This window comes from Pseudomonas sp. SWRI68 (assembly GCF_014269165.1).
Classification (GTDB): domain Bacteria; phylum Pseudomonadota; class Gammaproteobacteria; order Pseudomonadales; family Pseudomonadaceae; genus Aquipseudomonas; species Aquipseudomonas capeferrum.
Genome location: NZ_JABWRU010000009.1, coordinates 1 through 17,897, shown reverse-complemented (window position 1 = coordinate 17,897; position 17,897 = coordinate 1). Strand labels below are relative to the sequence as shown.

Genomic DNA, 17,897 nt, shown 5'->3' with positions numbered 1-17,897 from the left:
GATTCATCCTCATGTAACTGATTACGGTTGGTTGGCATGCGCGTGAGCAGTGACGTCCCAGCGCTCGTCCAGGGGCAGAATCAGGTAGCCGTAGGCCGTCCCTAATGGCGAAGGCAACTCGTAGGTAGCGATGACCAGCACGTAAGGCGCAGCGGTGCTCGGGTCTGGCAGATAACGGCCATCGGCGGTTACTTCACCTGGGCCGTCGAGCGGTAATTGCCACTGCACATCAGTGGATACCGGGTTGCCCATGATCAGCGCCTGCAGTTGCAGCGCCCCGTTGGGCAACAGGGTGTAGCGCACCTGGAGCAAAGGCTCGGCTGCCATCACCAAAACATGGCAAGAAGCAGCCGCCCCAGTTTGCAAATCACTGGCCTGTACCTCTTCAATCAGATACGGGGCATCACTGATCTGCTCGGCAGCGGCGTAGACTTGGCCAGTACCTTCAGCCGCCGGGCGCAGGGCACCACTGCCAGGTTTTGGATCGACCAGCGCCCATTGCAGCTCGCCACCGAGCGTGCCGGCGCTCACCGGCACTTCATCGCCGACACTGCAAACCCGTATCAAAGGGTTGACCGTGATGCGCTGGCGCAGCGCACTCACCAGGCTGATGGTCCGCGCGCGGGTGCTGGTGTCGGTCGCCGTGACCAGTACCCGCACACCATCGCGCCCCATACCATGGGCCGGCGGTGCCCGGTAGGCGCCGGTGGCGGCGTCGATGTTGCCGGGCAGGCCTTGGCTGCCAGGTACAACGGCCACACTCCAGGTAACAGTGCCTCGGTGCGCCGGGTCGATCTCGAAGCTGTGCCGGTCACCCGCCGCCAACAACACGTAGGGCTCAGTGATACGTAAGGTGTCGTTGCCTGACTGCAACGACCCGAACAACGCAAGGCCATTGGGCATCTCCAACTGTCGCGCTGCGAGTCGCGCATGGCGGGCCAAGCGCACTTGCCCCAACACTTGCTCAGGCACCCTCGCCGTGAGTCGCAGGGTCAAACGCTTGAGAATCGTCTGTTTGAGGGCGAGGGCAATGAACTGATTGATCTGTGCCAGCTCCGAAGCCGGCAGGAGCTCGGGCAGGCCAGACACATGAGTCACCTCAGGCGCATCGCTTACCGGCCACAGGATCTGCCCCAACAACAGGCCGCCAGCAGCCTCTTCAGGTTCTGGTTTGAACAGGTCGAAACGGTGCTGCAATTGGAAGTCGAATGTCGCGGTGTGGGTCTTCCATAAAGTGGCATCAGGGCGCTTGTAACGAAACTCGACCGAGCAGGGTGCTTGCCAATTCAGCTCGGCATGGCTTGCGAGCAGGTCCACACGCAACGGCAACGCACCTGCCCCAACAGGTACGCTGATACTGGACGACTGGAACTGAAAGTCACGAGTGTCGTAATGGATACCTGGGCCTTGCAGCAACCCTGCCTTCGCCTGCATGCTCACCCGTACATCCGCCTCTTGCTGGTAATCGAACTGCCCTCCTTCGAGCAGATGCTCTACAGCGTTAGCAAAAGCGGCGCGGTGCACTAGGCGCCGCGACAGCAGCACGGTTGCCGGGTTGTCGGGGCCCTGCTCGTCGGTCAGCAAAAACGGGAAATTCGAGCCTCGGGCGGGGTAGGCCCCAAAGGAGCCATGCTCCAATGCGGCAAACAACACCACCGCAAGCTGACCATCGACTGCACTGACATGGCTACGCAGACCAAGCCTGCGCGACCTCAAATAGGCATTACCTGAGGTGTCTGCAAATTCCAGCAAGGTCTGGACGCGCAGCTCAGGTGGCAAGCTGGTGAAGAAAAATTTGAAAAACTCGCCGCCCGCAGTGCGTTCCGGTAATGATTGGCCAAGGGACAACTCCAGGTCGTCAGACAGTGCGAGGTCGGCGGACAACGTCTGCCCCCATCGATCAGGTCCAACGTCTGTCGCAAACACAAGCCGTCGAGCGCATCGTGAGCGCTTACGCCGATCACCCCTTGCATGCTGTCGCGCACAACATGCACACCTCCCGCGACCGCAGTGCGCTGGGTGAACCGCGCAGTTTCGTAGGAAGGCACGGTCAGTTCAAACTCAGGTGCCGCCAGATGGTACCCGAACAGATGATGGGTAATCCCCGTGCTGGGTATGGCGATGCGTGCGTCGATCCCCTCCATGGCACCTTGCTCTGCCAGGCGCTGCACGTAGCCCGCCTGCAGGGACTGGTTGAATACTGCAGGGGACAGCGCGGCGATGAAGTCCCAATCCCCATGCGTGGGGTGATCTTTCATCCAAGCCAGCAGCAGTGGCAATGCGTTACCAGACATGGCGTTCTCCAGATTCGATGACGAGGCTTGCAATGGCGTGCGGGAGCGCGTCAGCCTTGGCCGGCTGCCGTCCCGACTACATGGGCACACAGGGTTCGCATTTCAGCCTCGAAATCAGCCAGAGGCAGCGGCAGGACGATGAAGTCGGCGAACGGGGGTAAGGTCGGGATGCAGAAGTCGTAGAGCCCTTGGAGCACCACGAAACGTGCATCGCTAAGTGGATCAACTCGGTACGTGTCGGCGTCGAACGAACCGGGACCGACAAGCACCGACCACGCGGCATTCGGCATCGGGGCATTATTGACATAGAGCTCAAGTTGCACCTCCCCCTTGACCAAGTCCATGTGCGCTATTGAGAGGGTCGCACTAGTGGCCATGCGGGTGATGACGCACGTGGTATGGGTTTGCCGGGACACGCTGTCCTGCACTTCAACCTGTTCGACGAGGAACGCGGCGCCGGCTATCCCCTCCCCAGCGACATAATGAGTGCGTGCGCCAGTGGTGACGCTCAGCGAGCCATGGGGGCTGTCACCCAGAATGCGCCAGCTGAGGTTCTGCGGCGTCAGGCTACCTGCTGTGAGTACCACCTCGGCCTTCACGGGGCAGACCTCCACCAAGGGACTCAGGTCCAGGCCCTGGCGCATTACGGTAACCAATGCGGAGCTTGCGAAGTTCGTCACGGGATCGGTAGCGGTGACGCGGACACGTAGATAGTCTCGGTCCATGGCACTTGCGGGGGGCGCCTGGTAATTGCCATGGGTAATGCTGCCGACATTGCCTGTGGCGCCATCGACCCATTTCAACGCCCAATCCAGCGCATCGTCACGCTGCCCGCTGATGAACTGCAACGAAGTACCCTGAACCATCACCGGTTCCAGGGGCGATATCTCGAAGGTAGTCAGTGACGGGCTGACCGCGCCGAACAGGCCGATGTCGTTGGGCGCCTGCACCTCATGCCCAATCACAGCGCCGCCGAAACTCAAGCGCACTGTATCGTGGACCAGGGTTTCGGTCAGCAGGCCCGTGGGCATATCCTTGGCCAGGCGGGCTCTGATGGCAGTCTCGTAAGTGGGCCTAAGTTGGCCACGGATCGTAAATAGAACGAAAAACACGTAGTAGAGTACTAACAACCCCATCAAGGTGTCCCGAGAAGTCTGGAGGGTCGCGTCGCTGCTCCGCGAAGCCTGGAGGGTCGTGTCGCTGTCCGACGGAACCTCATGGTCGGGTATGTCAACAGGCGGTGTGATGTCTTTGACATCAAGCGACTTCAGTTGAAGCGTTCCTGTGTCGCCAATACCCATTTCATAATGGGCATTCACCCGCAGCGAAAAGGGCTGATCGACAACTGAAAATTGTTCCCAGTCATGCTCAGTGAAGAGCTGGTGCGTATCCTCCAGTTTCAGCAATTTCACGGAGGCCAGAGCGGTGATTGTCCATTCCAGATGAAGATCATTACCCTCAAGTACGCAGTGGAAGTTGTTTTTCAAGGGCGCTGGGGTGACGTCGACGCTATGTTTCATGAAAATGAGGACTTGCTCGCCGTTCAGCCTGAACTTTGGGTCTCCGACCGTATCAAATTCCTGATAGGGATGAAGGTAATGCCCGTTCACCGCCGAAATACGTTCAAGCCGTTTACCTTCGCTGTAGTGAAGTTCAAACTCTGCGTCGGTCAGTAGCCCGCGGAACTGGCGCAACAACTCGGCCGTCATGATGCGCTGGCGGTCCAGCAGCACGGTCGCCGAGTAGCTGGGTTCGTCGGGGATCAGGTAGCGAAAGTCTGAATCCGTCTCAGGCAGCGACCCCTCATAGCTGCCTGCCATGCGCACGAACCCCAGCACAGCGCCATCGCCCTCGTCGGTGCCGGGCGCTTGATCCGGGTGCGCCTGGGTGCGCAGGCGAAAACTCTGCGGGAACAACAACGGCTCCAGCCCTGGTGCAATCTGCCCCGCAGACCACACCCGCTGCGCAGGCGGCAACTTTCTGAAGAGTTCCCGGAAAAAGGCCCCGCCCTCTTCCTTAGCCCTATTGCTATCAGCAAAGCTCAACTCGAAATTGTCGCTTTGGCTGAGGTCCAGGCTGATCTCGCCCCCTTGCGCAACATTCCCTGGCACGTCACCCAAACGCAGATCGAGTTTCAATTCGGGCCCTGCAAGCGGGCCGATGAAGTCGAGCCTCTGGACATACCATTTGCCTAGACGATTTTGCAGATCCACCTGCTGCCCAGCGATGACCGACATGCGCAGGCGTGCCTTGGAGTCGTTCAGGTTGGCGTTCTCGAACGATAGACGCGGGCGGTCCAGGGTGAAGTCGTGAATGAATACCTTGTATTCATTAATGATCGGTATGCTGCCGCTGATTGGCGGCAAGTAAGACTGGGTATCGAAACGACGAATATATTCCTGGCTGAGCAGCCTGTTGTATTTGGCGCGGTCCAGCGACACGATCATGTCCCAGTCGAATAACCGACTTCTTTCACGCATCCAGTTCAGCAAAGCAGGCAATGTGTTATTCATGTGCAGGTTCTCACGTTGAAGTGATGGTTAATGCACGAGCCGTGCAGACACGGAGCGAAAAGGCTTATAACTTTCGCCATCGTCGAAACTTGCTGCGACCGTGATGAGAAACTCCCGACCAAGCTGCAGGCTTTCCAGCCAACTTTTCGGCAACTGGGCGTGAATCTCGCTGACGTAATATTCCTCTTCGCTGACCGGCAGGTTGTCACGCAGCCAGATCGACACCTCATCGTTCGGCCCGCGTCTACCCAAGGCCTGGATACGCAGCAGTTGCCCTTCAGCCATGAAGGGCCAGGAGGCCAAGGTGAACGGGCTACTGTCACCCTGCACATCCGCCAGGCTCAGTTCGCTGTTCTTGATATCCCGACCACTGATTAGCGGATAAACCTGCTGTGCATAATCATCGACACGCAGGTCGAAGGCTGCGGAGGGATAAGCCTGTTCACCAGGCGGCGTGACGGTGTAATACACCCGCAAACGCTTACCTATGTTCGCTGGAATGGCAGAGCCAGGGACGAGATACCGTCGAGGATCACCGGCAGAGGGCGTATCGATGATGATTGAGCCAGTACTGGCATGCCCGTCCCAGTGCATCTTGACCACCGCGCCGGCTGTTTCAGCATCGGCTGGAATACGTACATGGGCCCCCCAGGGCGCATCGCGCGGATGCAGCGTGGCTTGGTTCGGATCATCGCCGACGTCTGGCACCGCATTTTCGATGATCGGCCAAGGCAGATACAGCGGGCGGCGCACGGTCAGTTGCAACGGCAGCGAACGCCGTGCCTGACGATGACGGGAATACTGATAATAGATCTCGAACGCCTGGCCGAATCGCTCTTCGCTCAGCCAACCTGGCTCCAACAACACCAACAGGCGCTGGCTATCGATGTTGCTCATATCCATGCGCACACCGCGCACCGTGCGATCACGGCCGTTGATGGACACGACGATCTGGTCACCTGCCTGCATTCCGGGGTAAGGCGCTATGACCAGCGGAACACCCTCGCGATAGTCATCGGGGTTCAAGTAACCATTGCCGTCGTACCCGGGGATTTGCGGCGCTTCCAACAGGGGTTCGGGCGAGGCGAATGACTGCACGACGAAACGCTGTGTCGGGGATTCGCTGGTACTGCCGTTGGAGTACGCGATGACATAGTGCAGGTCGCCGTAGTCGCCTTCTTGAAGGTCCCACACATACTCGATAGGGAGCAGCATGCTGATCGGATGGCCGATATCATGCGCCCCGACAGGGTGACGGCCGGTGTAGGGCTGCTCGGGAGAGTCGTAGATATAGGCTTGCCAGGTCAGAACCAGCTCATCATCCACTGACATCGATTCATAGGGAGGGATGGTAACGGTCTGGTCCTGATTCAGCTTGCCGACTTCGAGCACCAGATCGTGCGATTGCGCGATCTGCGCAACGCCCAACGAATACCCCGTGTTCGCGACGCCGTCGACCGAGAAGAACAACCGCAGCGATTCGGTGTCAGGCCCCACCCGCAAACCCGGTGCATAGGAGTAGAACACGTACCCTCCGGACAGGCTGACCAGGACGGTATTCGGAATGCTCAACTTGCCGCCCAGCACCGGGTCGACATCTTGCGGGCACTCTGAACCGAGCAGGTCGACCACATCGCCATCGGCGGTGCAGCCGCGCCAGTTCAAGGTGATGATATCGCCAGCACTCATACCGGGGTTGATCCAGGTCTCGAGGGCGCCGCCATTGAGCTCGACCACATCGATGTTTGCATCACGCAATAGCGGAATATGGGGTAGCACGGGTCTTGAAACCATACATGCCTCGCTTGCTCGTTCGAGCAGTGCCGGTGATCAATGGCGAGAGTTATATACGCTCGCCACAACGTGGCGAAACTGGCAAAAATGCCAGGTGACAGCGCAGCAGCGTGGCCTTAGCGTGACCCCCGACTGGCAAAGCGGTTGTCACGACCATCCCACGTGAAGGTGAACCATGACCATCAAGACTTCCGTGCACTCCAATGCAATGAACTTCATGAGTTTCATTTCAGGCGGCGTCGATCCTCGCACCGGGCAGTACACGGTGGCGATCGAACTGTCAGAACTGGGTGGCAACGACGGACAGGGGCCGGCGTTCAAGCCAAGCTTGTTCTTCAGCCCGCTCAATACCGAGGATTCGGGTTACGGCATGGGCTGGAACCTGAAGGTTTCGCAGTTCACGCCCCACGACCAGGTGCTGTCGTTGAGTACCGGCGAGTCGTTCAAGATCACCGACCAGGGCACACGACCGATGACGCTGCAGGAGCAGCGGCTCGACAACTTCCATGTCTACCAGGAAGGGGCCGATGGCCTGCGTGTGGTGCACCGCTCGGGGGTGGTGGAGATCCTCACCGAGCAAGGTAGCGCCGATCGCCAGGTGTACCTGACCAAGACCCTGCTCTCGCCCCAAGGGCACCGGTTGAACTTCGATTACGTCCTGTTCGCCAGCACCCACCCCGTGCTGGCGACTATCAAAGACGGCAGCGACCGGTTGCTGTTCAGCCTGAAAAGGGACGGCGGCGGTATCGAGTTGGACGAACACCCCTACCAGGGTGAAGACGGCGGCCCTTTGGCGAGGTACCGGATGGTGCTGCAAGGCAGCGACAATCGGGTGGCCACGATCGTTTTGCCAACGGCCGAAATGGCCAGCTGGCGCTACACCTACCGAACGGTGTTCGGCCATCTGTGCATGAGCGAGGTCGGCACCCCGACGGGTTCACGCGAATACCTGAGTTACGACGATGGCGGGCATCAGTTCCCCAACCGCAGCGGCCGCACCCCCTTGCCGCGGGTCACCACTCACCGCATAGAGCCCCGTTTCGGCCAACCGCCCATCAGTATCGAGTACACGTTTCCCGATGGAAACAACTTCATCGGCGGTAGCACTAGCATCGGCTGGGATGATTCAGGGCGAGACAACCTGTATCAATTCCTGGGTGAATACGAGTACGGCAGCAACGAGGTAATCTCAGTCGATGGCCAGGAACTGCCGCGCATCGAACGGCGCTTCGACCGCTTCCACCTGACAACCCGGGAAACGTCGATCGAACAGGGCCATATCAATACGCAGTTCACCCGCTACGACGTGGACTACCACAAGCCTTTCGCTCAACAGCCGCCGAGCTTTCAGTTGCCTGTAACCGAAGAGCGCCAGTGGCGGCTGGCGGACGGCAGCCGTCCGCATCGTAGCGAGATGGTCACCAGCCGTTATGACACGCACGGCAACCTGTTGAGTCGAACAGAAGCCACCGGCGTTACACACACCTCTGAGTGGTACCAGGTCATTCGCGACGACGATGGCAACCCGGTTGATGAAGATGGCCACCCCGCCGACCCCGAAGGGTTCGTGCGTCACCTCAAGGCGCAGGTTACTTTCCCCGCTCAAGGTGAAGGGGTAGCGCCCATCCTGAGCCAGCAGTACCGGTATGTGACACTCCCGGCACTGGCCAGCAGCGACCTGCCGCGCTGGCACGCCCTGCGCACTGAAACCCTGCTCGACCTGAGGCAAGGCGAGCAGGAACTGCGCCGCATCGAGCATCACCACACTGACGCCCCGACCGACCCGGCCCAGCATGGCCGGCCTTATCGCAAGGTGCAGGTCAGCAACGCCCTGCAAACAGTCACCGAGTGGCGTTATCGCACGGTAGCCGGCACAGCGCCCAGCCAAACGGTGCTGCAGGTGGAAACGCTGGTGACCGGCTACGATGGCCCGCAACGCACCACGCTGGAACAACGCTCGCTGTTCACCGGCGAGCAGGTCCTGGGCCGTGATGGCGACGGTGTAGAGACCCGCTACCAACACGATGCACTGCGCCGCCTGGTGCGCGAGACCGTCGCTGAAGACACCCCTCACCAAGCCAGCAGGCACTACCAGTATGCGCTGTGCGCCGAAGACAACCAACAGGCCAGTCAACAGGTGAGCGATGCCCGCCAGGTGTGCACCCGCAGCCTGCTCGATGGCCTTGGGCGGGTCATTCGGGAGCAGCGCGACCATGTTTACCCCGAACGGCCAGAAGTTTTCGTCGACACCCTGAATGCGGCGTATGACGAACAGGGCCGGCCAATTCGGGAAGACCGCTATGACTACCTTGCAGATGGGCAGCGCCTGACACTGACACAGCGTTTTCTGTACGACCATTGGGGTGAGCGCCGGTGCACCGTCGCACCCGACGGTGTCGAATGGCACGAGCAGACCGACCCGCTGGGCAACGCCAGCCACTCGGGCAAAATCATCCAGCGCTGGCGGCAACAGGCAGACCTGGTCAGCGCCCGTGAGCAAACCTGGCTGAACCTGTTCGAAAACCCTGTCAAGGCCCTGCGCCTGAACAGCGACGGCACACAGCAGGCGGAACAGAGCTGGTACTATGACGGGTTGGGTCGGTGCTTGCGCAAGCTCGATGAGCGGCGCAACGCCGAACACTATACCTACGACGCCTGGGGCCGGATGCTCAGCACCCGCTTGCCTGATAACACCCTGGTCAGCCGGGATTACGCAGGGCACAGCGAAACCGACCTGCCGATCCGTGTGTTTGTTCAGCCCGGCAATGAGTTCCACCGCAGTGCAGAAGTCGGCGCGCAGTTCTTCGACGGCCTCGATCGCCTCAAGGCAAACAGCAGCGGCCCACGGCTGGAGCATTACCACTACCAGGGCGGTGAATCACGTGCTCGGCACAAGGTCGTCGCCGATGGCCGCGAAGTGGTTTACGACTATACCCTCAGCCACACCCTCTATCCGTTGCTCAGCAGCGCGAGCGATGATGAAGCACGTTTTGTCTACGACCCGGTGAGTGCCCAGGTCACGGCGTGCAGCAATGGCAACAGTGAGTACCAGTACGAGTACAACATCAACGATCAACTGACGGCAGAGCACCTGCAGCAACCGTCCGGACTCGCCTGGACCCGCCGCCACGACCACTCCCTGCTGGGCCTGCCTTTGACCACCACGCAAGACAATGGCCTGGTCAGCGCTTTCCAGTACGATCAGTTTGGGCGTGTATCGACACTGCGCCAAGGCCACCTGGAGATCCAGTACGCCTATGACCTGCTTGGGCGGCCGCAACGGGTCACCAGTCGCGACCTGCACAGCGGTAAATCGCTGGAAACCGAGATCGAATACGACGACCAGGATCGCGAATGCAGGCGCACCTGGCGCCAGCCTGGCAAGCCGGAGCGCAGCCTGCAACAGACCTGGGGCCAGGACGGTTTGCTGGCACAACGCCACCTGCAACAGGCGCAGGTAGACCTGCTGAAGGAGACGTTCAGCTACAACCCACGGGGTCAGTTAATCCGCCATCAGTGCCAAGGCCTGCAACTGCCGCATGATGCCCTCGGGCGGCCAATCAGCTCGCAGACGTTCACCTACGATGGCTACGACAACATCGTCGAAAGCACCAGCACGTTCGCCGGCGGTAGCGGTAGGGAGCGCGCCCAGTACCGCTATGCCGCAGATGACCCGTGCCAGCTGCGTGGTATCACCTATACCCCGGCCCGGGCTACCCCCAACCCCACGTTCCGCTATGACCGCAACGGTAACCTCACCCAGGATGAACGCGGCCGCCAGCTGACCTATGACAGCCAGAACCGGCTGCTGTCGAGCGAAGATAATGGCCGTATCGAGCGCTATCGCTACGACGGCCACAATCAACTGCTGGGCACCTCGGGCACGGGCCAGGACGATACCCTACTGCTGTACCAAGGCAACCGGCTGAGCCTGGCGGTGCGGGGTGCGACCCAGACGCACTACCTGAACCTGGGCGACCAGCCGCTTGGCCAGCAACAGGCCGACGCGCCTGAGCAGACCTTGCTGCTGCACACCGCTGCCAGCCACAGCGTGATCGCCGAAAGCCAGGCCGACCAGCAGCGCAGCATTGCCTACAGCGCCTACGGCCAGCCCCATAGCGTCGACAGCGCACAAGCCCATGCAGGCTTCAATGGCGAAGTGCTCGACCCCGCCAGCGGCTGCTACTTGCTGGGCAATGGCTACCGCGCCTACAGCCCGGTACTGATGCGCTTCTATAGCCCGGACTCGCTCAGCCCGTTCGGTGCGGGGGGCCTCAACTATTACGGATACTGTCAAGGCAACCCGATCACCTTCCAGGACCCCACCGGCCATGTGTCGTCACGCCCACGGCGCCCCGACGAAGACATCACCTACGATTCCGAACGCGAACAACCCAAGCAAAAACACGGTTGGCTCAAATGGTTGTTCGTCGGCATCGCCATCGTTGCGACCATCGCCACCGTGGTCACCGCAGGCAAAGCCGTGATTGCCGCAGCGGCCGCCTGGAAAGTCGTGGGTGCCTTCGCCGCAGGCAAGCTGATCGCGACTGCTGCAGTACACGTCGCTGCGACTGCAGCCACGGTAGTAGCGACGGGGTATCAGCTTGATAACGCCATCAGCGGTAATGAGAAGTCAGGGGAAATGGCGACCTGGTTCGGGCTGGCGGCGACGGCTTTGGCGTTTGCGCCAGCGGTTGTCAAGAGCGTCGGTTCGCTGGTTTCAAGCGTGCGTTCGTTCAGGTCGGGTTCCTATTCGCTCAGAGGAACGCCAGTGCAGGGCAAGAACATAGACGGAACTGACCGATTTATCAGATCGGCGAGACTCACCGATTACGAGACTGAATTGCTGCGGCACTCCCTGTTGCCACGTCCGCCTCAGCGCGCACATTCACTGATTTCATTCGACTCTGACTTATTTACACCGCGTGGCGGGAGTATGAGTTGGATAACAACCCTGTGACCCGAGAAACCGTCGGTATTCGCCGACACTTACTTCGCACATTGGGAGATGCACATGAACACGCCCGCTAACTCTTCAAGTAAACGTCAAATCGCAGAACAGGATCGCCGCGCCTATCGACTCGCGCGAACAGCGTATCTAAGTCGATTACTGACTGAACTCCCTCCCGTCGTCCCAGGGATCATTGACCATACAGATGGCACACTTTCCCGAGAGGCCGCAAGTGCTGATCTTCTGATCCAGATTCCTGCCTGGAAGTTTCTCCCCGAGGAAGATGACACCGAAACGGTTCAACTCCAAATTTCCACGGTCGGCCTTGAACCTTCTACGTTCAGAGATATCGGCGAATCCAAAGAGGTGGTTGGGCCAGCCGATCCCAGCGACTTCCCCCTCGAAATGTTCGTGCCCCTGAACCAGCTCGCCGAGGGACGACTTTGGCTGCGTTACAAGATTGTAACTTTTAATTCTAGTACCGTATTTTCAAGCATTGTACCGCTTATCTGTGACCGCACTGCACCTTACAATCCGACTCTGCCTGACGGCCAGCTGGACGCACTTTCACTGCCCATCGCGGTGATTGACGACGATTACCTCGCGGACCATCCCAACGGCCTGACGGCCTCGATTCCCACCTATCATACCGCCAGGGAGGGCGATACCTATCAGGTCTTCTACTTCGATCATTTCCCTAGCGAGCATGACGATTACTCGACGCCTGTTCACCGGGGGCCGGTTGACGTTGCGGCTCCGCAAGTACTAATACCACGAGCCGTCATCGAAGAGGCGAAGGATGGCAAATACTACCTCGCCTATTATCTAACGGACAAAGCTCACAACAAAAGCCGGATATCGCTTGCCACCCCGTTAAATGTGACACTGGGTGCCTTGCCAAAAAATCTGCAATTGCCTGAAGTACCTCTGGCGCAGGCCGATAACCTGATCGATCTCAAGGACGCCATCCAAGGCGTAACGGTTCTCATCCAGACCTACGATAATGCCAGGGAAACAGACCACATTGCCATCACCTGGGGTACTGCACCGTTGGTAATAGAGCCCGTCGGAGCGAAGCCATTCCCAATCTATATCAATGTGCCGAATCCTATTCTGCATGATCAGTACACCGCTACGGACGTACCTCAAGCCACGGCGGTGAAGTATGCAATTCTACGGGGGGAAGTCCCCTTCCCCTCGCAGCCAATCAGCGTGGATGTCGACTTCAGCATCGTCGGGCCGGTTCGTCCCGATCCCGACCCCACTTGGCCCGATCCAATCAACCCACTGCTGCCCCCTCCCTCAGTCATTGGTGGTGGCTCCGGCGGACTGAACAAACTTGATCACTCGGATGCCAACATCGATGCGACACTGTTGTTCGAACTTTATGACAATGCTCAGGATGGCGAAGTCGTCGACTTTTATTGGGAGGGCATATTAGTCACTGAGGCACGCTACACCGTAGACACCTCCGACGGACCGACGGTGGAGAGAATTTTGCCGTGGGAGTATATTCTTGAGGCGAGCAACAATTCCGAGCTGAAGCTCTATTACACCATACGCAAAACCGATGATGCGCTGAATGAACAGCAGTCGAAGGTGCAACTTGTCAATGCCAATGCCGTGATCATCACTCTTCCGCTCCCTGTGTATCAGGGTGTGGTCAAGAACTGGATCAACTGCGATTCACTGGCCAATAGCGGAGCTGAACTCTCGCTCAAGGTTGCTATCCCGGACCTGCGTAGCCATTTCACTCTAGGTGAAAAAATCACGCTTTATTGGGAACCGTGGTGGGGTGCGAGCGAGACCGACGGCTCCGATCCCGTAATAGATGCCCAGTGGAACGAAACCATTACGCTAGACGTCGATCACATCGGCGGTTTCATCTGGGAAGTTAAGCCCTACAAAGATTATCTGCTACCCACCTTCAACCCACCCGACCAAATCAGGGCTCGAGCCCGGGTACGCTATAACAAGGAAGATGACCCAGGCTTGAGTTCAGAATGGGCGGTACAACGTATGAGCATTGCTGAAGGGGGTTCCTCGTGTAGCATTCCTTGACGGCAAAACGACACCTCCTGTAAAGCAGGGTACCACGCGGCCCTGCTTTTACTTCACCCAAGACTCAGAATTATTACCTTGGCATGTAGGATAATTCCTACATATCAAGATAACTTATAACTTTAAGCTGAACATCCAAGCCTCACATACTTCACAACCCTTCGAGGCTGAGACAATTATAGGATGGTATTCCATGTCGAATCCCACTACGTTCAAGTTAAAGTTACTCACGGTATTTATTAACACAGCCGTTGCCGTCCCTTTAGGGCTGGTAGCCACTCCTGTTGTAGCCCAGCAAAACATTGTTGACGATACGCTGATCGACGCGAGCAGCGCGCTGGACAACTACCGTGTCTTCTCACCCGCAACCCTGACCGCGAATAACGCGCACGTGCTGTATATTGACGTCGAGGCAGGCGGCTCACTTGTGATGAGTGATTCCCGCGTCGAGCCCGGCAGCCGAAGCTCGATTGGCCTCACGCTCAGTAACGCCAATGCAATCGTGCAGCGCTCCCTTGTCAGCAGCAGCGGCCGCGCCTTGATTGCCAACCAGGGCGCTCGCGCAAGTATCAGCGACAGTACCCTCGTGGGCGGTTTGCGCGGGGCGCAGATCAACCAGTCCACAGTGCAGCTCGAACGCAGCCAACTGCGCGGCATCGCGGCCAATGGGTTTGGCGCCGAACTGTTCGACGGCACCCTGATCGCCCGCGACCAGAGCGTGGTCAGCGGTGGCAGGAATGGGGTATGGGTACGCGATGGCTCGGGCCTGACAGATGGCAAAGCCACACTGGTCCTCGACAACAGCCGCGTCGAGGGCCTCGACGGCTCGGCGATCCGGGTCGGGCGCGGCGAAGGACGCGTTGCAGCAGCACAAATTGACGTGCTCAACGGCTCCAGCCTCGGCGCCAGCAACGGCGTATTGCTGGAAGTGGCCGATGCCGCCAGCGCCGCTCTGCGCGTCAACGACAGCCACCTGGTCGGCGATATCGTGGTGGCCGAAGGCGGCGCTGCCAACGTCACCCTGGAAAACACTGCCACCCTGGTCGGCCGCCTGGAGAATGTCGCGAACCTGGCCATCGACAGCGGCGCCGAATGGACGATGGTTGGCAATGGGCAGGTAGGCGACCTGGCCATGAACGGCGGCACCGTGCGCTTCGGCTCGCCGGGTGAGTTCCTCACGCTGAAACTGGACAACCTGCAAGGCAACGGCACCTTCGCCATGGAAGCGGACTTCGCCAATGGCCAGGCTGACTTCCTTGAAATCAGCGGCCAGGCCACGGGTGATCACAACCTGCTGATCACCGCCAGTGGCAATGAAGTGCTCGGCGAAAGCGACCTGCACATGGTGCACGCCGCCAGTGGCGATGCGCGCTTCTCGCTCGAAGGTGGCCCGGTGGACCTGGGTGCCTACTCCTATGACCTGGTGCAAAAGGGTGCGGGCAACGACTGGTACCTCGACCTGGCTACACGTGCTGTGAGCCCGGGCACGCAATCGGTAATGGCGCTGTTCAACACGGCGCCGACCATCTGGTATGGCGAGCTCACCACCCTGCGGGGGCGCATGGGCGAAGTACGTCGCGACGGCGCCAAAGCCGGAGCTTGGGTACGCACCTACGGTAACCAGTTCAATGTCGCGAACGGTTCTGGCGCGACGTACCAGCAAACCCAGCAAGGCTTTTCGTTCGGTGCCGATACGCCATTGGCTGCCGGCGACGGCAACTGGCTGGTCGGCGTTACCGCAGGTTACAGCAAGTCCGACCTGAATCTGGCGCGCGGCTCCTCGGCCACGGTCGACAGCTACCATGTCGGCGCCTACACCACCTGGTTCGATCCGCAGAGCGGCTGGTATTTCGACGGTGTGGCGCGGATCAACCGCTTCGACAATGACTCTGACGTTCGCCTTAGCGACGGTAAGAAAACCGAGGGCGACTACCAGAACCTGGGCGTGGGCGCGTCTCTCGAGGTCGGCCGACACATGCGCCTGGCCGACGGCTACTTCATCGAACCCTTCGCCCAGGTCGCAGGGCTGGTAGTTCAGGGCAAAGACTACACCCTCGACAATGGCATGCGCGCCGAAGGCGGCGCTGCCCACTCGCTGCAAGGCAAGGTCGGCACTCTGGTCGGTCGCACGTTCGAGCTGGCCGACGGCGGCATGATTCAACCCTATGCCCGCGTCGCCGCCGTGCACGAATTTGCCGACGACAACCAGGTCAAGGTCAACGGCAACCGGTTCAACAACAACCTGGCAGGCTCGCGCGGTGAAGTAGGCGTCGGGGTCGCAGCGGCCTGGACCGACAAGTGGAGCGGGCACGCCGAGTTCGACTACAGCAACGGCGAGAAACTGGAGCAGCCCTGGGGCGTCAACTTAGGGGTGCGATACAACTGGTGACAGACATGAGGGAAGGCCGCGCAGGCCTTCCCTTTTTTGTTCGAGCGCGGTAACCGAATGGAGAACAGACCATGCCCAAAGCGAAAACACCCAATACGCCTGCGGAAAAGGCCCAGGCTACCGCGCGACGCCTCTCCCCCGCCGACATGGCCGAGGTTGTGTATTACCTGGAGCCTAGGGTGCCGGCATTGCTCCCTGATGCCCCCGGCATGCCCAGCAACCTCCTGCCCTTTGCGGCCACGTCCTTGCCGCTCGACGTCGAGATCGAGATGTGGGGCATTTCCGAGCCCAGTGAAGACGACCCCGAGTACCTGAGGTTCTACTGGAACAACGAATGCATACTTGAAAGCGTCTTTACCGAGCCGGTGCAACCTCATGAACGGCTTATCAGGGTGCCAGTACAGCACATGACCCATGGCACCCATGAACTGCACTACGAGGTGCAGATATTCAATGGCAGCGTCACGCCTTCGCTTGCCTTGACGATCACCATCGACAACCAGCCGCCCCGACTGCCTGAGGCCAACGAGATCATCTTCCCGGACGAGGTCATGCTCGGTGGCGTCACCGACCGCTACCTCCATGAAAACGACGATCAGTTACTGGGCGAGGTGCCGGCCTACCAGGACAGGCAGGTTGGCGACACGCTGTATTGGTACTGGAGCGACACGCCCAACGGCAGAGAGCAGGTCGATGCCCGCGAACTGCTGGACCTGGACAACCCACTGGTGCTGGCTATCCCTGGTGATTTCATTCGGCAATTCAGCAACGGCGTGTGCTATGCGCGCTACGAAGTGCAAGACCGTGCTGGCACTGCCATCCAGTATTCACTGGCGCAAAGCCTGCAGACCACTGCCACGCCGGCCGAGCGCATTCTGCTACCCCCGCGCATCCTCGAAGCCGATGGCGCAACACACACCAGCACCTTGTTGCCGCGCAACACACTCGACTATGTGACATTCACGCTGCCAAGCAGCGTGATCGTTGGCGATGACGAAGAAGTGACTGTGTACTGGGGCGAACCAGGCACCCCCGGCGCATACCAGACCAGCACACCCGCCGAACCAGACGTGCAGGCGTATCACATCCCGTGGCAGTACGTCGCCCATGGCATGGGCAAGACAATCCCCTTGGACTACACCTTGAAGGACTACAAAGGCGAAAACCACATCTCGCAGACCCACCGCTTGCGCATCACCACCCTGACCGGGCTGCCGATCATCCAGTACCTGGAGATCCGCGGCAACCTGCTGGTGCTGGATACCCTGGGCGACAGCGCCACGTTCACCCTGCAGTCGTGGCGCTTCATGGCGGCGTCCCAGTATGTGACGGTGTGGCTCGAAGGGGTAAAACTGGGCGATATCAGGGAGCGGGTCACCCTCCCAATAGTCACCGAAATGCCTGTACCCGATGAGCGACCGGTGATCGATGTCGGGTCGGTGAGCAAAACGGCCCTGCAGGGGCTGGAGCGCGGCTACCAGTTCGTGGTCAAGGTACAGGTCAGCTTCGACGACAAGCAGAGCTGGATACCTTTCCCACTGATCAGCGCCACCCTGGTCGATCAATTGCCCTGAGCCCCGAACGGGACAAAAAAAAACGCCACTCAAAAGAGTGGCGTTTTTCATGTTTGGAGCGGGAAACGAGACTCGAACTCGCGACCCCGACCTTGGCAAGGTCGTGCTCTACCAACTGAGCTATTCCCGCATTGTGAAGCTTTACCGCTACCGGCGTGAACGCCCTGAAGACCTTCACCACCACTGTACCGCATAGACGCCACAGTATTTAAACTGGAGCGGGAAACGAGACTCGAACTCGCGACCCCGACCTTGGCAAGGTCGTGCTCTACCAACTGAGCTATTCCCGCAAATGGCGTCCCCTAGGGGACTCGAACCCCT

General features: G+C 59.6%; 8 protein-coding genes and 2 tRNA genes. 4 read left to right on the top strand and 6 right to left on the bottom strand.

What is annotated here, in order from left to right; all coding sequences use genetic code 11:
- Positions 1 to 21: 21 nt before the first annotated feature.
- Genes HU770_RS14940 through HU770_RS14925 form a run of 4 tightly spaced genes read right to left on the bottom strand, consistent with a single transcriptional unit; the run spans position 22 to position 6,601 of the window.
- Complete coding sequence (locus HU770_RS14940) at positions 22 to 1,716, bottom strand: hypothetical protein (protein WP_186664053.1); 1,695 nt, start codon at positions 1,714 to 1,716, stop codon at positions 22 to 24.
- The gene (locus HU770_RS14935) at positions 1,713 to 2,294 is read right to left on the bottom strand and encodes a hypothetical protein (protein ID WP_186664051.1); all 582 of its coding nucleotides are present in this window, start codon (positions 2,292 to 2,294) and stop codon (positions 1,713 to 1,715) included. The genes HU770_RS14940 and HU770_RS14935 overlap by 4 nt, the downstream gene beginning before the upstream one ends.
- 50 nt (positions 2,295 to 2,344) lie before the next feature.
- Positions 2,345 to 4,807, bottom strand: a complete 2,463-nt coding sequence (locus tag HU770_RS14930) for a hypothetical protein (RefSeq protein WP_186664049.1) — start codon at positions 4,805 to 4,807, stop codon at positions 2,345 to 2,347.
- Between the two features lie 27 nt (positions 4,808 to 4,834).
- Positions 4,835 to 6,601 (bottom strand): hypothetical protein, encoded by a 1,767-nt coding sequence (locus HU770_RS14925; protein ID WP_186664047.1) that lies wholly within the window; start codon positions 6,599 to 6,601, stop codon positions 4,835 to 4,837.
- Between the two features lie 175 nt (positions 6,602 to 6,776).
- Between HU770_RS14925 and HU770_RS14920 the strand changes: the two genes are divergently transcribed.
- The 4 genes from HU770_RS14920 to HU770_RS14905 all read left to right on the top strand — a co-directional run bounded on the left by HU770_RS14920 (position 6,777) and on the right by HU770_RS14905 (position 17,576).
- Positions 6,777 to 11,561: an RHS repeat-associated core domain-containing protein gene (locus HU770_RS14920; protein ID WP_186664045.1), complete on the top strand. Its 4,785-nt coding sequence runs from the start codon at positions 6,777 to 6,779 to the stop codon at positions 11,559 to 11,561.
- Positions 11,562 to 11,615: 54 nt separating this feature from the next.
- The gene (locus HU770_RS14915; RefSeq protein ID WP_186664043.1) at positions 11,616 to 13,613 is read left to right on the top strand and encodes a hypothetical protein; all 1,998 of its coding nucleotides are present in this window, start codon (positions 11,616 to 11,618) and stop codon (positions 13,611 to 13,613) included.
- Between the two features lie 430 nt (positions 13,614 to 14,043).
- Entirely contained in the window at positions 14,044 to 16,002 is a 1,959-nt protein-coding gene (locus tag HU770_RS14910) for an autotransporter outer membrane beta-barrel domain-containing protein (protein ID WP_238338556.1), read from the top strand.
- 71 nt (positions 16,003 to 16,073) lie between these two features.
- Positions 16,074 to 17,576, top strand: a complete 1,503-nt coding sequence (locus HU770_RS14905; protein WP_186664041.1) for a hypothetical protein — start codon at positions 16,074 to 16,076, stop codon at positions 17,574 to 17,576.
- 54 nt (positions 17,577 to 17,630) lie between these two features.
- Here the strand turns inward: HU770_RS14905 and HU770_RS14900 are convergent.
- Both HU770_RS14900 and HU770_RS14895 read right to left on the bottom strand, forming a co-directional pair.
- Positions 17,631 to 17,706, bottom strand: a tRNA-Gly gene (locus HU770_RS14900).
- A gap of 84 nt (positions 17,707 to 17,790) precedes the next feature.
- A tRNA-Gly gene (locus HU770_RS14895) sits at positions 17,791 to 17,866 on the bottom strand.
- Positions 17,867 to 17,897 lie beyond the last annotated feature (31 nt).

Coding starts and splice junctions, on each gene's coding strand:
- HU770_RS14910 (WP_238338556.1), top strand. CDS start 14,044: ATGAGTGATTCCCGCGTCGAGCCCGGCAGCCGAAGCTCGATTGGCCTC.
- HU770_RS14925 (WP_186664047.1), bottom strand. CDS start 6,601: ATGGTTTCAAGACCCGTGCTACCCCATATTCCGCTATTGCGTGATGCA.
- HU770_RS14915 (WP_186664043.1), top strand. CDS start 11,616: ATGAACACGCCCGCTAACTCTTCAAGTAAACGTCAAATCGCAGAACAG.
- HU770_RS14935 (WP_186664051.1), bottom strand. CDS start 2,294: ATGTCTGGTAACGCATTGCCACTGCTGCTGGCTTGGATGAAAGATCAC.
- HU770_RS14930 (WP_186664049.1), bottom strand. CDS start 4,807: ATGAATAACACATTGCCTGCTTTGCTGAACTGGATGCGTGAAAGAAGT.
- HU770_RS14905 (WP_186664041.1), top strand. CDS start 16,074: ATGCCCAAAGCGAAAACACCCAATACGCCTGCGGAAAAGGCCCAGGCT.
- HU770_RS14920 (WP_186664045.1), top strand. CDS start 6,777: ATGACCATCAAGACTTCCGTGCACTCCAATGCAATGAACTTCATGAGT.